Origin of the sequence: Methylobacter psychrophilus (genome assembly GCF_025583945.1) — a bacterium.
GTDB classification, from domain to species: domain Bacteria; phylum Pseudomonadota; class Gammaproteobacteria; order Methylococcales; family Methylomonadaceae; genus Methylobacter_C; species Methylobacter_C psychrophilus.
In genome coordinates this window covers 47,639-65,192 of sequence record NZ_JAOEGU010000016.1, presented here as the reverse complement: position 1 = coordinate 65,192, position 17,554 = coordinate 47,639, and the positions used below count along the sequence as shown (strand labels likewise).

Sequence of the window (17,554 nt, the reverse complement as noted above, 5' to 3'; positions counted from 1 at the left end):
TTAGCCTTTAAAGACAATGGCAGGTTCCAGGCGAATCACTTTGAGTATGCTGATGATGGCGGCGAAAATGCAGATTAAACTAACACCCGCACCGCTGAATAGCAGTAGTTGCCAGGGAAATTTGAAGGCTAGAATGGTATGGCGCATGGCAAAACCAAATAATGCCGTTAGACCTACGCCTAAACCATAACCGATGCTGCCGACCAGAACCGCTTGTAATAAAATCATGCGTAGTAATGTCCAGTTACTGGTGCCCATGGCTTTTAGTACGCCGAATTGCCGCAAATTTTCCAGGGTAAAGTTGTAAAAAGTCTGGCCGGCAATGGCGGCACCGACAATAAAGCCCAATAGTACCGAAATACCAAAATTAATCGGGATACCTGTGTTGTGCATAAAATATTCGTAAGTGAGAGTAATAAATTCTGTCTGGGTATAAGCCGCTAATCCTGTTTTTTCACGGATGCTGCGGGTTAGCTCAGCGAGATCCTGGCCTTTTTTTGCTTTAACCAATACAAAAGACAAGAGTTTACGTTCTTTAGGCGCGTAGCTTTTAGCGCGTGAATACGTTGTATATATGACGGGCTGGGATTGAAAGGTTCGTGTGACTTTGGCAATGCCGACAACAATCGCGCGGCGATCATTTAATTCCAGATTGTCGCCTATTTTAAGTGGAATGGCTTTACCACCAGGTATTGGTGAAGGTTTTCCGAGTTTATCTCTGGCGCCGTCAATATCGACGATAACGCTATCGCTACGGCGTAAATCATCCAGCTTGCCTTCCAGCATCATGGGTGGGCCGCCGATTAAAGTGGCATCATCCAGTCCTACAACATTACAGGTTTGAAAGGTGCCATCGGTAAGACGCGCTTTTAGTAAGCCTTTATACATCGGCATTGCCCATTCCACACCCGAAATACCTCGTACCCGATAAAGTTCGGTATCCTGCAAGGGTTTGATATCATCGACAAATTGTACTTTCGAGTCCATTACCCAGATATCAGGCAAACCGACATCGGCAATAAAACTGTAAGTACGTGACATAATGCCCAGAAAAATGGCTGGCTGCTGGGTCATAATTAACGAGGCAAAGGTCAGGCCCATTACTATGCCGATATACTTGCCTGTATCACCCATTAGCATTTTTAAGGCAATATGATTCATGGTATTGGTTTTTGTGTGTGTTGGGCTGGCTGGATCAGGACAGCTAATGAAAGCCGGACTAAATGTTGGATATCGACATTTGTGGCAGATTTATTAGCAATTAATTCAGGATGCAGGTGGTTAATGACAGGTTTGATGGTCGTTGCTTGAGGTCTGCTAATGCTTGTGTGAAGCGATTGTATAGTTAATGTATTGCCATGGCAATGGATGGTTCCTGATGAAAAATTAATATTGTTTTGACTGACGCTAGTATTCAAATCCGTCCATTAAAAAATATCGAATAATGGTTCAGCGGATATCATCATAAATACAAAGTGTTTTAGGTGTATAAGCAAAAAGCCCGGTAAATCAGCCTTTATTTATTCCAAAGTCGGGTAATGTACCTGAATTTTCCTTGATACCGGCATTGTCAGTTTAGTGCTTTCTTGTACGAAATTGGTTTTTGAGGTTAAAGTAGTTAAAAGTTTAGTGTGGTAGACGCCATCTAAAAACAGTAATGAAAATTATCGAATAATGTTATTTAAAATCACTTCCAGGTAAGGTTATGGTATCGAAATTAACAACAACTGATCATTGTTCCGATGTTGTCGGGTTAAAATATGTCTACCCGGTTATTTCCCGGCGTATGGGCGGACTATCGATTGGTATAAATTTTAATACCAATAATGCCTGTAATTGGCGCTGTATTTATTGCCAGGTACCTGGGTTAAAAATTGGGACTGCACCTGCAATGGATTTTAAATTATTGGAAAATGAGTTAAGGTTTTTTCTTGGCGAGGTACTTAATGGTGATTTTTATCAGCGTTTTCAGGTTGATAAAAATCAGCAGGTGATTAAGGATATTGCAATTGCCGGCAATGGTGAGCCGACCAGCTTAAAAGAATTTGCCGAGGCAATTGATTTGATTGGCAAAATAGCAACAGAGGCCGGTGTTTTCCCGCACAGTAATTATGTGCTCATTACTAACGGTAGTTTGGTGCATCAAGCTAAAGTACAGGCTGGATTAAAGAGTTTAAATTCTTATGGTGGAGAAGTCTGGTTTAAGCTGGATAGCGCTACTGAAGAAGGTAGGGCCTTGATTAACAATACTGCACAAAGTTGCAAGGCCAGTGTGGAAAATCTGCTGCTTTCGGCAACGCTGTGTACAACAAAGCTGCAAACCTGTTTAGTGGATTATAATAAACAAGGTTTGTCTGATAAAGAAAAGCAGGCTTATCTTAATTTATTAATGGATATTAAAAAAAGTGGCTGTAATTTACAGACAGTTATGTTGTACACCATAGCCAGACCTTCGTTACAGCCTGAAGCACTGTTGTTGGCACCGTTATCCCCGGAAATATTAAATGCATTTGCTGATCAAATTCGGTTTTTGGGTTTTGATGTGTCTGTAAGCATTTGATTGTAAATCTTTTGAAAATATTTCTTGCCAAATAAGCAGTATGTCATTATACTTTGCAAGCTAAATGTGCGAATGTGGCGGAACTGGTAGACGCGCTGGATTTAGGTTCCAGTAGGTTATCCTGTGAGAGTTCGAGTCTCTCCATTCGCACCACCCAATTCTATAAAATAAAACGCCCCATCGTTTTATCTCCAGCTCTTTTAAACCGTCTAATCGGTATTCATCAAAACTCTTCTATCTAATGTATTGAGGTAAATAAATGCAAGTTTCTGTCGAAAAGACATCCGAATTAAGCAGGAAAATGACTGTTAGCGTGCCCGAAGCCGTTGTTCAGGAGAAAATGGCAGAGCGTTTAAAGACGTTAGCACGTGAAGTTAAAATTGATGGTTTTCGCCCTGGCAAAGTACCTCAGCAAGTCGTTAAGAAAATGTTTGGCGACAGGGTTCGAGGCGAAATCGCCAGTGATTTGATTAAAGAAACTTACTATGATGCTTTGGAAGGTCAGGATTTAAAGCCTGCCGGACACCCTCATATACAACCTTTGGATGAAACTGACGGCTTTAAATATACTGCCGTGTTTGAAGTTTACCCTGATATTTCCTTGGAAGGTGTTGATCAACTTGAAGTGATGCGCCCTATTGCTACAGTTAGCGATAGTGATGTTGATAACATGATCGGGAAGCTAAGAGCTCAAAAGCAAACTTGGCATGTAGTTGATCGTCCGGTTCAAGATCAGGATAATGTCACTATCACTTTTACAGGTACTACTGAAGGCGAAAACTTTACCGACGGTAAAGTAGAAGATTTTCAGGTCGTTTGCGGTTTGAAAAAAATGATTCCCGGATTTGAAGATAATTTGGTTGGTCTTGAAGTCGGTGCCAATAAAACTTTTCAATTAAGTTTTCCGGAAGATTACGGTAACGAAAAACTGGCAGGTAAAGTAGCAGAGTTTATAGTTGACGTTATCAAAGTTGAAGAGCCACTATTGCCCGAAATTGATGAAGAATTCGTTAAAGCATACGGTATTGAAGATGGTTCAATTGAGTCTTTCCGTAATGATGTTAGAAATAATATGGAAAGAGAGTTGGAGCAGGCGTTACGTAGCAAGTTGAAAGGCTCGGTAATGGATGCTTTGTATGAGAGGATTCAGTTAACGGTACCCAATACATTGGTTGATGTCGAAGTGGAAAACTTGATGAAGCCTTATATCGAAACAGCTAAAAGACAGAAAATGAAGCTGGATGATCTAAAGTTACCAAGAGACATATTTGAAGGTCAAGCCAAGCGTCGCGTAGCATTGGGTTTGATTTTGGGTGAAATTATCCAAAAAAATACTATTCAAATAAATGCTGATAAAGTACGTTCAACCATTGAAGATATTGCGAAAAGTTATGAACGTCCTGAAGATGTTGTAAATTGGTATTACTCTGATGAAAGCCGATTAAACGATGTTCAGCAGATGGTTTTGGAAGATCAAGCGGTTGAATGGTTAGTTGCCCAGGCAAAAGTATCTGATGAGACGGTCAAGTTTAGTGATGTTATGGATAAACAGCAACAGCAGGTATCTTAAATGTATAGACATCATGTAATGAATCAGGCAAAAGCTTTGGAAGCAGCGGGTGGATTGGTTCCTATCGTTATAGAGCAAACTGCCAGAGGCGAGCGCTCTTTCGATATTTACTCAAGACTTTTAAAAGAGCGAGTGATTTTTTTGGTGGGTCAAGTTGAAGATTATATGGCCAATCTGGTAGTTGCCCAGTTGCTTTTTCTGGAGTCAGAAAACCCTGATAAAGATATCCATTTATATATTAACTCCCCAGGTGGATCAGTCACAGCGGGTATGTCAATTTATGATACCATGCAGTTTATCAAGCCTGATGTAAGTACGCTATGTATAGGACAAGCGGCAAGCATGGGTGCGTTGTTGCTGACAGGTGGTGCCAAGAATAAACGCTATTGTTTGCCACACTCAAGAATGATGATCCATCAGCCTTTAGGCGGATTTCAGGGCCAGGCTTCTGACTTTGATATTCATGCAAGAGAAATTCTATCTATAAAAGACAAGCTTAACAAGATCTTGGCTCACCATACCGGTCAAACTCTCGAAAAAGTTCAGCAAGATACGGATAGAGACAATTTCTTGAGTTCTGAAGAAGCTGTAAGTTATGGTTTGATTGATAAAGTATTGGCAAATAGATCAGCAGGTTCTGATCTATAAAGGTTGGTATTATTTTGGCATTTTGATATGCTTGGTTCTATAGATTATTAAAATATCATTTTGATGTTTGCAGGAGCTGATTTATGAGTAATGATAAAAATGGCAAAGATAGTGAAAAATTACTATATTGTTCTTTTTGTGGTAAAAGCCAGCATGAAGTAAGAAAGCTTATTGCCGGGCCTTCGGTTTATGTCTGTGACGAGTGTGTTGAGCTTTGTAATGACATCATTAAAGATGAGTTGCAGGATGATTCTTCTTCTTCTTTTGGTAGTAACAAGCTACCCAAGCCAAGAGAAATAAAAGAAGAGCTTGACGCCTATGTTATCGGTCAGGATCGCGCCAAAAAAATATTGGCAGTGGCTGTTTACAATCATTATAAGCGATTGCGTAGCAAGTCAAAAAAAGACTCGGTTGAGTTAGCTAAAAGTAACATCTTATTGATTGGACCTACGGGTTCAGGTAAAACTTTATTGGCTGAAACATTGGCGCGTCTTTTGGACGTGCCTTTTACCATCGCTGATGCCACTACATTGACTGAAGCGGGTTATGTGGGTGAGGATGTAGAAAATATCATTCAGAAAATTTTACAGAAATGTGACTATGATGTAGAAAAAGCTGAAACCGGTATTGTTTACATTGATGAAATTGATAAGATTTCCCGAAAATCGGATAACCCTTCAATTACCCGTGATGTTTCAGGTGAAGGCGTTCAGCAAGCTTTATTAAAGTTAATTGAAGGTACTATCGCTTCGGTACCTCCCCAGGGTGGGCGTAAACATCCTCAAGGGGAATTTTTACAGGTTAATACTGCTAATATCTTATTTATAGTTGGTGGTGCTTTTGCCGGTTTGGATAGGGTTATCAAAGCGCGATCTGAAAAAGGTGGTATAGGTTTTTCAGCAGATGTAAAAACCAAAGATGAGTCTAAAAATATCGGTCAGCTATTTGCAGAAGTTGAATCTGATGATCTGATAAAATACGGTTTAATCCCTGAGTTTGTTGGTCGTTTACCGATAATAGCCACGCTGGAAGAGTTGGACGAGAAGGCTCTCGTGCAAATTTTGACTGAGCCAAAAAATGCACTTATTAAGCAGTATAAGCATTTATTTGAGATGGAAGGCGCTGAGTTGGAGTTTCGTGATGATTCTTTAACGGCTATTGCCAAAAAAGCGATGGAAAGAAAAACTGGTGCCAGAGGATTGAGAACTATTGTTGAAAATGTCTTGCTGAACACTATGTACGAGCTTCCGTCAGTCGACAACATCTCCAAGGTAGTCGTCGATGAAAGCGTTATTTTAGGTGATTCTGAGCCACTTTTAGTTTATGAAGCGGATGTTAAAAAGGTTTCTGCTGAATCTTAATGTTTCATTGATAAAGCAACCACCAGTTAAGGCTGGTGGTTTTGATATCAAGGGTTAAAGTACAGCCCTGTCCGAAAAAAATATCAATTTCTACTATTAAATTATCGCACCTTATTGTTCAGCACAGTGCTTAAGATAATTTTTTATCACTTAATTTAGTCAAATCTTTTGTAAATTCCAACTTCTTTTTATCGCTTTACAAGGCTGATAAATTAGTTATCTTGCTTGCTTTATGTCATCTTTATATTTAGAGTCTATAATCGTCAAGTTACGTCAAGACAAACAAAAAAGAATGTTGAGCTTTACCATCAGAAAAGCCGTTATGCCGTTAAATAGATAAGTATTTTTTTCATTTTATGGTGTGTGGCGCATGTTAAAAATAATCGATAAAAAATTACTTCAAAGACAAGTATTTTAATTTCACTGAATATTCATTAAAAATGAAGATGCGTGGTTGTTCAGGAAATTTTTCTGGCTATTGTTCTCGTCGTGAGGATAATCCTTAAATTAGCAAGATAAGCTTTGTCGGAATAACCAGCTTCTGCGTATAAAATCACTTTGCACTATAGACTACTAATTTATTATCTTTTTTGTAGAGAAGCGATATATTGTATTCCTATTCCTTGCTATTTTAATTAGCGCCCCCATAACCTTCTAATCAAAGAAATCGTTAAAGGTTCCGTTTATGGAAACGCACAAAATGAAAGAGTTACAACAAGTAGATAACTTGATTCCCGTTTTGCCACTGAGGGATGTAGTGGTTTATCCGCATATGGTTATTCCATTATTTGTCGGAAGGGATCGGTCTATTGATGCCCTGGATGCTGCTATGAAGGACAATAAGCAGGTTTTGTTGGTTGCGCAAAAAGAAGCTGAGGTTGATGAGCCGGATTTTACCGATCTTTATGAGGTCGGTACCTTGGCTAACATTCTACAGTTGCTTAAGTTGCCCGATGGTACTGTCAAGGTTTTGGTCGAGGGATGCGAGCGTAGTAAAGTTATACATTATCAAGAAACGGCGAGCTTTTTTTCAGCGGCAGTTGAGAAAATTGATGATGTTTTTACTATTTCTGCTCAAGAGCAGGATGTATTGCAACGGACAGTTATCAATTCATTTGATCAATACGTCAAATTGAATAATAAAATCCCGCCAGAGGTTTTAAATGCTTTGTCGGGTATTGATGATCCTAGTCGACTTGCCGATACAATGGCAGCTCATATGACCTTAAAAGTTAGTGATAAGCAGATTATTTTGGAAACCGCAGATATTGAAAAGCGGCTGGAAAATTTAATGACATTAATGGAGGGCGAAGTTGATCTTCTGGAAATGGAGAAAAAAATCCGTGTGCGCGTTAAGCAGCAGATGGAGAAAAATCAAAGAGAATATTATCTGAATGAACAGATGAAAGCGATTCAAAAAGAATTGGGTGACATGGATGACGTGCCCAATGAAATTGAAGAGCTGGAAAAGAAAATAATCAACGCAGGTATGTCAAAAGAAGCAAAAACAAAAGCGACAACAGAGCTTAACAAGCTTAAATTAATGCCGCCTATGTCTGCAGAAGCTACTGTAGTACGTAATTACATTGACTGGATGGTTAATGTTCCGTGGAAGAAAAAAACCAAAGTTAGTCATGATTTAAAAATTGCCGAGCAGGTTTTGGAAGCTGAGCATTATGGTTTGGAAAAGGTAAAAGAACGTATTCTTGAGTATCTTGCCGTACAACAGCGAGTAAAGCAGCTTAAGGGGCCAATTTTATGCCTTGTTGGGCCTCCAGGTGTCGGTAAGACCTCATTAGGTGAATCTATTGCCAGAGCAACCAATCGCAAGTATGTGCGCATGTCTTTGGGTGGTGTTAGGGATGAAGCAGAAATTCGCGGGCATAGACGTACTTATATAGGCTCTATGCCGGGTAAGATTTTGCAGAATCTGGCTAAAGTGAAAACTCGAAATCCGATGTTTTTACTTGATGAGATTGACAAAATGGCGGCTGATTTTCGAGGCGATCCGGCATCGGCTCTGTTGGAGGTATTGGATCCTGAGCAGAATCATACTTTTTCAGATCACTATCTTGAAGTAGATTTTGATTTGTCGGATGTGATGTTTGTTGCTACGGCCAATACCATGAATATTCCTCCGGCTTTACTTGATAGGATGGAGGTTATTAGGCTTGCCGGTTACACAGAAGATGAAAAAATAAATATTGCCATTCGTTATTTAATTCCCAAGCAAGTCAAGAATAACGGTCTAGAAGAGCACGAACTTGAGATTTCAGAAACTGCAGTCAGAGATATGATTCGTTATTACTCGCGTGAAGCGGGGGTTCGTAATCTTGAGCGGGATATTTCAAAAATTTGTCGTAAAGTCGTTAAGGGGCTTTTGTTGCAATCTGAAAAAAATAAAGTTTTAGTGACTCCTGATAATCTCGATAACTATTTGGGCGTCAAGCGGTTTAATTATGGATTGGCTGAAGAGCAGGATCAGATTGGACAAGTTACAGGTCTGGCTTGGACGGAAGTGGGTGGAGAGTTATTAACCATTGAAACAGCGGTAATTCCTGGAAAAGGCAAACATTCGGCAACAGGTAAGCTGGGTGAGGTCATGAAAGAATCGATTGAAGCTGCGATGACTGTAGTTAGAAGTCGCTCCGAGCTTTTAGGGATTGACAATGAGCTCTTTCAAAAAAATGATATTCATGTTCATGTTCCTGAAGGCGCTACTCCGAAAGATGGCCCCAGTGCCGGTATAGGTATGTGTACTGCTATAATTTCAGCTTTAACCAAAATTCCTGTGCGGGCTAATGTAGCCATGACTGGTGAAATTACTTTGCGAGGTGAGGTTCTTCCTATTGGTGGGTTAAAAGAGAAGTTATTGGCTGCTCATCGTGGTGGTATAACAACAGTTATAATTCCTGCCGAGAACGAAAAAGATTTGGTTGAAATACCTGAAAATATAAAGCAAAACCTTGATATCAGACCTGTTCACTGGATAGACGAGGTATTGGCGGTTGCTTTGCAATATATGCCTGTTCCTATTGATAAAAAAGCAGATGATGGACAAGGTAAAACTGAATCTGAATCGGTTCAAACAATACAGTCCGGTCTTACTGCTCATTAGAAATGCTTTGCAGTTTTGCAATTTTATAGCGCGAAACCGCAAAAAACATGGCCTCTAGGGGTTTTAAAGCTTGACACTATGTAACTGCTATTGATATAAATACTCGTGTTTCTTGTGTTGCTGCAGTATCGTACATAAGAATAAACATAGGAATTAACACAAATTACATAAAAATAACTTCCTTAGGGGGAAAAATGAACAAATCTGAACTGATCGATGCTATAGCAGAATCTTCTGGCTTAACTAAAGCTGATGCTGGACGTGCCTTGGATGGTTTTCTTGGTGCAGTGACAGGCGCTCTAAGTAAAGGTGATTCTGTTGCTTTAGTTGGCTTTGGTACCTATTCTGTAAAAGAAAGAGCGGAGCGTAAAGGTCGTAATCCACAGTCTGGAGAAGAGATTACTATCAAAGCCGCAAAAATTCCTTCATTTAAAGCTGGTAAATCTTTAAAAGATGCTGTAAACTAGATTTTTTTGGTTGAGCAGCTTTAATTCAACATTAAAAAAATCCATTATTTAGCTAGTAATTATTTTTAAAGTAGTTTATAATGGGACTTAGTCGGGTGCTTAGCTCAGCTGGGAGAGCATCGCCCTTACAAGGCGAGGGTCGGGGGTTCGATCCCCTCAGCACCCACCAGACTTTGGAGTGGTAGTTCAGTTGGTTAGAATACCGGCCTGTCACGTCGGTGGTCGCGGGTTCGAGTCCCGTCCACTCCGCCAAATTAAAAAACCCCGAACCGCTTGGTTCGGGGTTTTTTTTTGCTTCGTAAATTCATTCTTTAGGGCTGATCTATGCTGACAAAAATTAGAGAAAAAGCACAAGGTGCTTTTGCATGGGGTATTCTGATATTAATTTGTGTACCTTTTGCGTTATGGGGTATTAATAATTATTTAGATACCGGTACAGAAGCGGTAGTTGCATCCGTCGGTGATAAAGACTTTTATCAACGTGATGTTAATAAGGCTTATGAGGAATATAGTCAGAATTTTCAGGGATTGGGTATTGATGAGAAATCCTTAAAAGCACAAGCACTGCAAAAGCTTATTAAAGATGAGGTTTTATTGCAATATGTGCATGCAGAGGGTCTTGTTGTAACTGATAACGAAGCAAGGGATTTTATTAAAGCTCTGCCTTATTTTCAGGTAGATGGTAAATTTAGTGACCAGCAATATAAAACACTACTCAGTTCGCAAAGAATATCTTCCTCAGAATTTGTAAGCAGAATTAAGAATGCACTCATTATGGAGCAGTTTCAACATAGTATTGTTGATAGTAGTTTCGCTACACAATATGATGTAGAAAGTTTTTTTAAGATCCAAAATCAATTGCGTGACATCGATTATGTAACAGTTCCTGTGCAGTCATTGACAGAGCAACCTACGACAGAAGAAATAACTGCTTACTACCAGCAACATCAGGATTTATATCGAACGCCTGAACAGGTTTCTGTTGAGTATGTTGAATTGTCGCTTGACGATCTTGCCAAGAAAATAGTCGTTACTGACGATAAGTTAAAGGCTTTTTATGAAGAGCAAAAAGCTCAATACACCATGCCAGAACGTAGAAAAATCAGTCATATATTATTTTTAGTCAATGAAAAAGTGACTGAAAAAGTGGCCTTGGAAAAAGCCCTAAAAGTAAAACAAGAATTGGCGAATAAAGATTTTTCTACGATCGCTGCAGAAGTATCTGAGGATAAACTAACCGCTAAAAAAGGCGGTGATCTGGGTTTATTTAACATCGGCGTTATGGAAAAAGCATTTGAAGACGCGGCCAGTACTTTAAAGCTTGGTGAGGTATCAAATCCGGTAAAATCAGCCTTTGGATATCATTTAATTAAAGTAACCGAGCTTGTGCCAGGGAATATTAAGTCTTTTGATAGCGTGAAAAGTGAAGTAATCAAGGCTTATCAAAAAGCCCAGGCAGAAAATGCTTTTTATGAGGCAGGCCAGAAATTAACTGAAATGAGTTATGAAAATCCTGATAACTTGCAAACAGTTGCTGATGCTTTGGGTGTTTCTGTTCAGAAATCGCTATTGTTTACACGCGAAAAAGGTGATGGCATTGCTGCTAATGACAAAATACGCAGCGCAGCATTTTCGGAAGAAGTCTTGCAAGGTAACAATAGTGTACCTGTAGAGCAGGGCGCTGATCGTTTGGTTGTGGTACGACTTTCAGAGCATAAGGTAGCTGCCAAGCGAGAACTCAATGAAGTTAAACAAGAAGTAGCCGATGTTTTGTCAAAAGAAAAAGCTCAGCTACTGACTGCCCAGAAAGCCGCACAAATTAAAGCACGTTTGCAAGCGGGTGAATCCATCCAGGTTTTGGCGGCTGAGAATAAGCTGGAAATTAAAGCCGAGAAAGCACTTACACGTAGTAAAAACAAGCTGCCTGAGCAATTAAGTCATGTTATTTTTACAGCGGCTAAACCTGATGGTACTAAACCCAGTGTATTTATTGCAGCATTACCTTCCGGTGAGCAAGTTGTCGTCAGTCTGTCAAAAGTTACCGCAGGTATTATGAGCGAAGATGACAAGAAACAGATGGAATTGGCGAAGAAGAACATTGCCAATGCATTCGGTCAAACTGAATTCAATCAGGTATTGAATAGTTTACAGACGGAAGCTAATGTAGAGATTAATACAAAGAATCAAGCGCAAGCGCAGATTCAGGGTCAATAATCGGGTCAATCAAGCATAAAAAAGGGAGCGTAAGCTCCCTTTTTTATGTGTCTGGCAATTATTTAAGAGGCTGCTAATCCAGCGATATTATAACCGCAATCCACATAAGTAATTTCTCCGGTAATGCCTGAGGCCAAATCCGAACACATAAAAGCGGCCGCATTACCCACTTCTTCAATAGTTATGTTTCTCTTTAACGGCGACGTATCTGCCGCTTTATTTAGCATGGATTTAAAATCATTAATACCTGATGCAGCAAGCGTTCTGATAGGTCCGGCCGAAAGCGCATTAACACGAGTTCCTTCTGCACCTAATGCGACGGCCATATAACGTACATTGGCCTCCAGACTGGCTTTGGCAACACCCATGACATTGTAGTTAGGAATTGCCCGTTCCGCACCTAAATAGGTTAAGGTCAATAATGAGCCATTACGACCTTGCATCATTGCGCGTCCCGCTTTGGCTAAAGCAGTAAAGCTGTAAGAACTTACGTCGTGAGCAATTTTAAAGTTCTCGCGAGTGGTAACATCAACATAATCACCATTCAGGGCATCACGCGGAGCAAAAGCGACTGAATGCACAATACAATCCAAGCCGTCCCAATGCTCGCCCAGTGTATTAAATACAGTATCGATATGTTCATCAATGCTGACATCGCATTCAATAGTGATTTTGGAGTCACATTGCTGAGCCATTTCTTCGACACGACTTTTCAGTTTTTCATTTTGGAACGTAAAAGCCAATTCAGCACCTTCTCGATGCATGGCTTTAGCGATACCCCAGGCAATAGAGCGATTACTGGCTAAACCCACAATTAATACCCGTTTTCCCTGCATAAAACCCATTATCATCTCCCCGTATTTTTGTTTTTGTTGTTACAATAGAATTTATAAATTATTGTTCTATTCTGATTTCGACCTGCACTCATTCGCATTTAATGAGTGATCCTTCAAGTATCTACGACCCTATTATCGATGTCCAGTTTTTTGTCCATGAAGATACCAACTTGTGAAGTGTTATTATTTATCGCCTTATTTTTAACGGCTTGTGATGTTTCACAATTTAATAAACCTTATAGCGAAAAAGAGGGCGAACTTTCGGTTTTATACCAATCGTTTTCTGAGCGCCCCAAGCATTTGGATCCTGCTGTTGCTTACAGTGAAAATGAATATGCTTTTATCGCTCAAATTTATGAGCCGCCGTTTCAATATCATTACCTGAAAAGACCTTATCAATTGACGACTTTGACGGCAAGTAAAATGCCTGAAATAAATTATTTGAATAAACAAGGTGAAAATTTAGGGAAGGGCGCAAAGGATAGTGATATTGCCTATACCGATTATGTGATTGACATAAAACCAGGTATTAACTATCAGCCGCATCCTGCGTTGGCTAAAAATGCGCAGGGAAACTACTTATATCATCATCTGACTTCCGTGCAAATCCAGTCACTTAAGACCTTGAATGATTTTGATAATACAGGTTCGCGTGAACTCACTGCTGAAGATTATGTGTATCAAATTAAACGCTTGGCACATCCTAAAATTCAGTCTCCTATTGCTGAAATCATGAAAAACTATATTGTAGGTTTTCATGATTTTTCCAAACAAGCCGATGATAAACAAAAAACGGCTATAAAAAACCTGTCGATGGCGGGCGTACAAGTCAATAATCGTTATCAATATCGTATCCGGATTAAAGGTAAATATCCCCAATTTATTTTTTGGCTGGCCATGCCGTTTTTCTCAGCGATGCCTTGGGAAGCTGATGTGTTTTATGATCAGGCAAGAATGTCCGATAAAAATATTACCCTGGATTGGTTTCCGATTGGTACGGGCCCTTATTTACTGGCTGAAAATAATCCCAATCGACGCATGATTTTGCTTAAAAATCCATTCTTTCATGTAGAAAAATATCCCTCTGAAGGTGAGCCTGAAGATAAGCAAAATGGTTTACTGACTGATGCAGGAAAAAAACTGCCTTTTATCGATAAAGTCGTGTTTATGTTGGAAAAAGAAACTATTCCTTATTGGACCAAATTTTTGCAAGGTTATTACGATGCATCGGGAATCGCTTCTGACAGTTTCGATCAGGCCATACAATTTACCGGTAGTGGCGGCGTTGCCTTAACCGATTCAATGAAGGAAAAAGGTATCCAGTTACAAACATCGGTAGAAACGTCTATTTTTTACATGGGTTTTAATATGCTTGATGCTACCGTAGGTGGTGATAGTGAAAGAGCGAGAAAGCTACGTCAGGCGATAGCTATTGCCGTTGATTATGAGGAATACATCTCCATCTTTAGAAACGGGCGAGGAGTCGCTGCACAAGGCGTTATTCCTCCGGGTATTTATGGCTATGCCGAAGGTAAAGACGGCATTAATTCTTATAGTTATGATTGGGTAAGCAATAAGGCGCAGCGAAAAAAAATAGAGGCTGCAAAGCAGTTAATGGTGGAGGCCGGGTATCCTGCCGGTATTGATCCAAAAACCAAAGAAGCGTTAATTTTGTATTTCGATACGACTTCGGTCAGTATTGATGATCGTCCGACTATGAACTGGTATCGTAAACAATTTGAAAAGCTGGGTATCAAACTGGTTATTCGCGCTACGGATTACAATCGTTTTCAGGAAAAAATGCGGGCAGGTAATGAGCAGATTTTTGTATGGGGCTGGAATGTTGATTATCCTGATCCTGAAAATTTATTTTTCCTGTTGTATGGTGCTAACTCAAAAGTTAAACACGGTGGAGAAAATGCGGTTAATTATAAAAATCCTGAGTTTGATCGTTTATTTGAGCAAATGCGTAACATGGATAATAACGAGCAGCGTTACCAGATTATTCAACAGTTACAAGAAGTCGTACGTCATGATGCGCCTTGGGTTTTTGGTTTTCACCCCAAGAATTTTTCGCTATTCCATAGTTGGTATAGTAATTTAAAACCTAATTTAATGGCGAATAACCGACTCAAATATACCCGAATTGATACTGCTGCCAGAGCAGATAAAAGGCAGGCATGGAACAAGCCTGTCATTTGGCCATTACTATTGGGTTGTTTGTTGTTTGTGCTGATGTTGATTCCGGCGATTAATGCTTATCGCCGCCGTGCCAGAGAAACTCTACAATGATAAATTATATTATCCGACGATTTTTATATGCTTTCCCGTTGTTAATGGGCGTTAACGTTTTAACGTTTGTTCTGTTTTTTGTCGTTAATAGCCCTAATGACATGGCGCGTATGCAATTGGGGCAAAAACATGTTACTGAACAGGCGGTAACCAATTGGAAGCAACAACATGGCTATGATGTACCGCTTTTATGGAATAGCGATGCGCAGCGCCAGGAAAAAATAACCCGGACTATTTTTTATCAAAAGTCAGTGGGTTTGTTTTTGTTTCGTTTTGGCGTATCCGATAGCGGTAGAAATATTGGTGCGGATATTCAGGAGCGTATGTGGCCAAGTCTTGCTCTGGCATTACCAACCTTATGTATCGGCTTGGTGGTTAATATCAGTTTTGCCTTAATGATGGTGTTATTTCGGGGCAGTTATCTGGAGCAAGCAGGCATTGTCTTATGCGTGATTTTAATGTCAATTTCATCATTATTTTATATTATCGGCGGGCAGTTTTTTATCGCCAAATTATTAAGGTTGGTACCTATTTCCGGTTATGAGGATGGCGTGGGCGCGATTAGGTTTTTACTGTTACCCGTCTTGATTGGGGTATTTTCAGGGATAGGTTCGGGTGTTCGATGGTACCGAACACTATTTTTAGAAGAGGTTGAGAAAGACTACGTAAGAACGGCAAGAGCAAAAGGCTTGACTGAAACCCAAGCCTTGTTTCGGCATGTATTACGTAACGCCATGATTCCTGTTTTAACCGGTGTAGTAGTCATTTTGCCGCTGTTATTTATGGGTAGTTTAATTATGGAATCTTTTTTTAGTATTCCTGGATTAGGTAGTTATACCATCGATGCGATTAACAGCCAGGATTTCGCCATAGTACGAGCAATGGTTTTTTTAGGCTCCGTTTTATACGTGATTGGGTTGTTGTTGACTGATATTTCGTACACTCTTGTTGATCCACGCGTGAGATTGTCCTGATGGTGGTTTTATGGACTGATGCCCTGATATTTATACTGATCTTTGCCATACTGGGCTTGGTGATTTATCTGCGTGGTAAAGAACACATTAAACGTCCTTTACAAAAAATAGCTCACAGTAAAGCTGGTATGGCATCCTTGGTGGTGCTGTTGTTTTTTGTGCTTATTGGCTTGCTGGATTCAGTGCATTTTAAACCTGCCAATACTAAAAATAATGAGATTATCAGTCTCTTGGATTATTGGGCAACGCCATTGAGAGAGCATGGCGAAAAAACCTATTCAGCCCCGTTTGCCACCACGCTTTATAGTAAAGAAATAATAGCTCTGGAGGATGGTACAACCCAATGGGGCTATCCCCGTTTGACTTTTGGCGGCAACTATTTAGATAATCCTGAAGCTCAACAGCTTGCTGATGTCCTGAAAAAAACCGGTTACGGTTTTGCTCAAGGAGCAAGCTTGGCTGGTTTTTTTATACTGGGTTATTTGGGTATAAATTATAACGCTCAAGGTAAAAAAAATCAGGCTTTCGCTTTATCTTCAATTGCCAAATCAGTTTTGGCGGTTTTATTTATCATCGTATCGTTTAGTTATACCCTGATTTATTTATCCGCTTATTATCATGTCCTTGGTACCGACAAAGTAGGGGAGGATGTTTTTTATCAGGCAGTAAAAAGTATACGTACCGGTTTGGTGCTGGGTACGTTGACAACGCTCATCATGCTACCGATGGCTATAGTTTTTGGCATTCTGGCGGGTTATTTTCGTGGTTGGGTAGACGACTTGATTCAATATGTTTATACCACGCTAAACTCTATCCCTGGCGTATTGCTTATTGCAGCGTCGATACTGATGGTTCAAGTTTATATGGCGAATCATGAGCAGGATTTTACCAGCGTTATAGTGCGTGCCGATATGCGACTGTTATTTCTTTGCCTGATTCTTGGTGTGACGAATTGGACTGGTTTATGCCGATTACTCAGGGCAGAAACCCTGAAACTTCGAGAGGTCGAATATGTGCAAGCCGCGCACGCATTAGGTGTTAAACAAAGCATGATTTTACTGCGCCATATTTTACCCAATGTCATGCACATCGTCTTAATCTCTGTAGTACTGGATTTTAGTTCACTGGTTTTGGCCGAAGCAGTATTGTCATATATTAATATAGGTGTTGATCCAACCACTTATAGTTGGGGTAATATGATTAATGGTGCTCGTTTGGAAATGGCTCGTGAACCTATTGTTTGGTGGTCTTTATCGGCGGCTTTTGTATTTATGTTTACCTTGGTATTGGCGGCCAATTTATTTGCCGATGCGGTGCAAGATGCCTTTGATCCAAGACGGAGTGCAGAATAAGTATTTTAGTCCCTATAGATTTTTAGAAATAATAAAATCATCAATTTTCCTTTTTTTATTTAACATCTTTATTTTCCTTATAAAATTAACTGCTTAAGTCAATAGTAGGCATAATAGACAAAGCTGCTGGCACGTAAATCTATTGTTTCTTGTGCTATGGCA

General features: G+C 39.8%; 12 protein-coding genes and 3 tRNA genes. 13 read left to right on the top strand and 2 right to left on the bottom strand.

Annotation, left to right across the window (positions count from 1 at the left end):
• Complete coding sequence (locus N7974_RS09950; RefSeq protein WP_262965462.1) at window positions 1-1,161, bottom strand: ABC transporter permease; 1,161 nt, start codon at window positions 1,159-1,161, stop codon at window positions 1-3.
• Window positions 1,162-1,705: 544 nt separating this feature from the next.
• On the opposite strand from N7974_RS09950, the gene N7974_RS09945 reads away from it, so the two are divergent.
• The 10 genes from N7974_RS09945 (at window position 1,706) to N7974_RS09900 (ending at window position 11,938) form a co-directional block, all read left to right on the top strand.
• Entirely contained in the window at window positions 1,706-2,560 is an 855-nt protein-coding gene (locus tag N7974_RS09945) for a radical SAM protein (RefSeq protein WP_262965461.1), read from the top strand.
• 68 nt (window positions 2,561-2,628) lie between these two features.
• A tRNA-Leu gene (locus N7974_RS09940) sits at window positions 2,629-2,713 on the top strand.
• A gap of 106 nt (window positions 2,714-2,819) precedes the next feature.
• Complete coding sequence (gene tig, locus N7974_RS09935) at window positions 2,820-4,130, top strand: trigger factor (RefSeq protein ID WP_262965460.1); 1,311 nt, start codon at window positions 2,820-2,822, stop codon at window positions 4,128-4,130.
• Entirely contained in the window at window positions 4,131-4,778 is a 648-nt protein-coding gene (gene clpP / locus N7974_RS09930) for an ATP-dependent Clp endopeptidase proteolytic subunit ClpP (RefSeq protein ID WP_317451595.1), read from the top strand.
• 83 nt (window positions 4,779-4,861) lie between these two features.
• On the top strand, window positions 4,862-6,139 hold the full coding sequence (gene clpX / locus N7974_RS09925; protein WP_262965459.1) for an ATP-dependent Clp protease ATP-binding subunit ClpX: 1,278 nt from the start codon (window positions 4,862-4,864) through the stop codon (window positions 6,137-6,139).
• 685 nt (window positions 6,140-6,824) lie between these two features.
• Complete coding sequence (gene lon / locus N7974_RS09920) at window positions 6,825-9,257, top strand: endopeptidase La (RefSeq protein ID WP_262965458.1); 2,433 nt, start codon at window positions 6,825-6,827, stop codon at window positions 9,255-9,257.
• A gap of 194 nt (window positions 9,258-9,451) precedes the next feature.
• Window positions 9,452-9,724, top strand: a complete 273-nt coding sequence (locus tag N7974_RS09915; protein ID WP_394813096.1) for an HU family DNA-binding protein — start codon at window positions 9,452-9,454, stop codon at window positions 9,722-9,724.
• Between the two features lie 93 nt (window positions 9,725-9,817).
• Window positions 9,818-9,893: transfer RNA gene (locus tag N7974_RS09910), tRNA-Val, on the top strand.
• A gap of 6 nt (window positions 9,894-9,899) precedes the next feature.
• Window positions 9,900-9,976: transfer RNA gene (locus tag N7974_RS09905), tRNA-Asp, on the top strand.
• A 72-nt stretch (window positions 9,977-10,048) separates the two neighbouring features.
• A complete protein-coding gene (locus N7974_RS09900; protein ID WP_262965457.1) occupies window positions 10,049-11,938 on the top strand; it encodes a SurA N-terminal domain-containing protein in 1,890 nt (629 codons plus the stop codon).
• A gap of 62 nt (window positions 11,939-12,000) precedes the next feature.
• On the opposite strand, the gene N7974_RS09895 is transcribed toward N7974_RS09900, so the two are convergent.
• On the bottom strand, window positions 12,001-12,783 hold the full coding sequence (locus tag N7974_RS09895; RefSeq protein WP_262965456.1) for an enoyl-ACP reductase FabI: 783 nt from the start codon (window positions 12,781-12,783) through the stop codon (window positions 12,001-12,003).
• A 147-nt stretch (window positions 12,784-12,930) separates the two neighbouring features.
• Here N7974_RS09895 and N7974_RS09890 point away from each other — a divergent pair, with 147 nt between their 5' ends.
• The 3 genes from N7974_RS09890 to N7974_RS09880 are packed head-to-tail and all read left to right on the top strand — an operon-like array spanning window position 12,931 to window position 17,392.
• Window positions 12,931-15,066, top strand: a complete 2,136-nt coding sequence (locus tag N7974_RS09890) for an ABC transporter substrate-binding protein (protein WP_262965455.1) — start codon at window positions 12,931-12,933, stop codon at window positions 15,064-15,066.
• Complete coding sequence (locus N7974_RS09885; protein WP_262965454.1) at window positions 15,063-16,040, top strand: ABC transporter permease; 978 nt, start codon at window positions 15,063-15,065, stop codon at window positions 16,038-16,040. Before N7974_RS09890 ends, N7974_RS09885 begins: the two co-directional genes overlap by 4 nt.
• Complete coding sequence (locus tag N7974_RS09880; RefSeq protein ID WP_262965453.1) at window positions 16,040-17,392, top strand: ABC transporter permease; 1,353 nt, start codon at window positions 16,040-16,042, stop codon at window positions 17,390-17,392. The genes N7974_RS09885 and N7974_RS09880 overlap by 1 nt, the downstream gene beginning before the upstream one ends.
• Window positions 17,393-17,554: the final 162 nt, after the last annotated feature.

Coding starts and splice junctions, on each gene's coding strand:
- tig (WP_262965460.1), top strand. CDS start 2,820: ATGCAAGTTTCTGTCGAAAAGACATCCGAATTAAGCAGGAAAATGACT.
- N7974_RS09900 (WP_262965457.1), top strand. CDS start 10,049: ATGCTGACAAAAATTAGAGAAAAAGCACAAGGTGCTTTTGCATGGGGT.
- N7974_RS09950 (WP_262965462.1), bottom strand. CDS start 1,161: ATGAATCATATTGCCTTAAAAATGCTAATGGGTGATACAGGCAAGTAT.
- clpX (WP_262965459.1), top strand. CDS start 4,862: ATGAGTAATGATAAAAATGGCAAAGATAGTGAAAAATTACTATATTGT.
- N7974_RS09895 (WP_262965456.1), bottom strand. CDS start 12,783: ATGGGTTTTATGCAGGGAAAACGGGTATTAATTGTGGGTTTAGCCAGT.
- N7974_RS09915 (WP_394813096.1), top strand. CDS start 9,452: ATGAACAAATCTGAACTGATCGATGCTATAGCAGAATCTTCTGGCTTA.
- N7974_RS09885 (WP_262965454.1), top strand. CDS start 15,063: ATGATAAATTATATTATCCGACGATTTTTATATGCTTTCCCGTTGTTA.
- N7974_RS09880 (WP_262965453.1), top strand. CDS start 16,040: ATGGTGGTTTTATGGACTGATGCCCTGATATTTATACTGATCTTTGCC.
- clpP (WP_317451595.1), top strand. CDS start 4,131: ATGTATAGACATCATGTAATGAATCAGGCAAAAGCTTTGGAAGCAGCG.
- N7974_RS09945 (WP_262965461.1), top strand. CDS start 1,706: ATGGTATCGAAATTAACAACAACTGATCATTGTTCCGATGTTGTCGGG.
- lon (WP_262965458.1), top strand. CDS start 6,825: ATGGAAACGCACAAAATGAAAGAGTTACAACAAGTAGATAACTTGATT.
- N7974_RS09890 (WP_262965455.1), top strand. CDS start 12,931: ATGAAGATACCAACTTGTGAAGTGTTATTATTTATCGCCTTATTTTTA.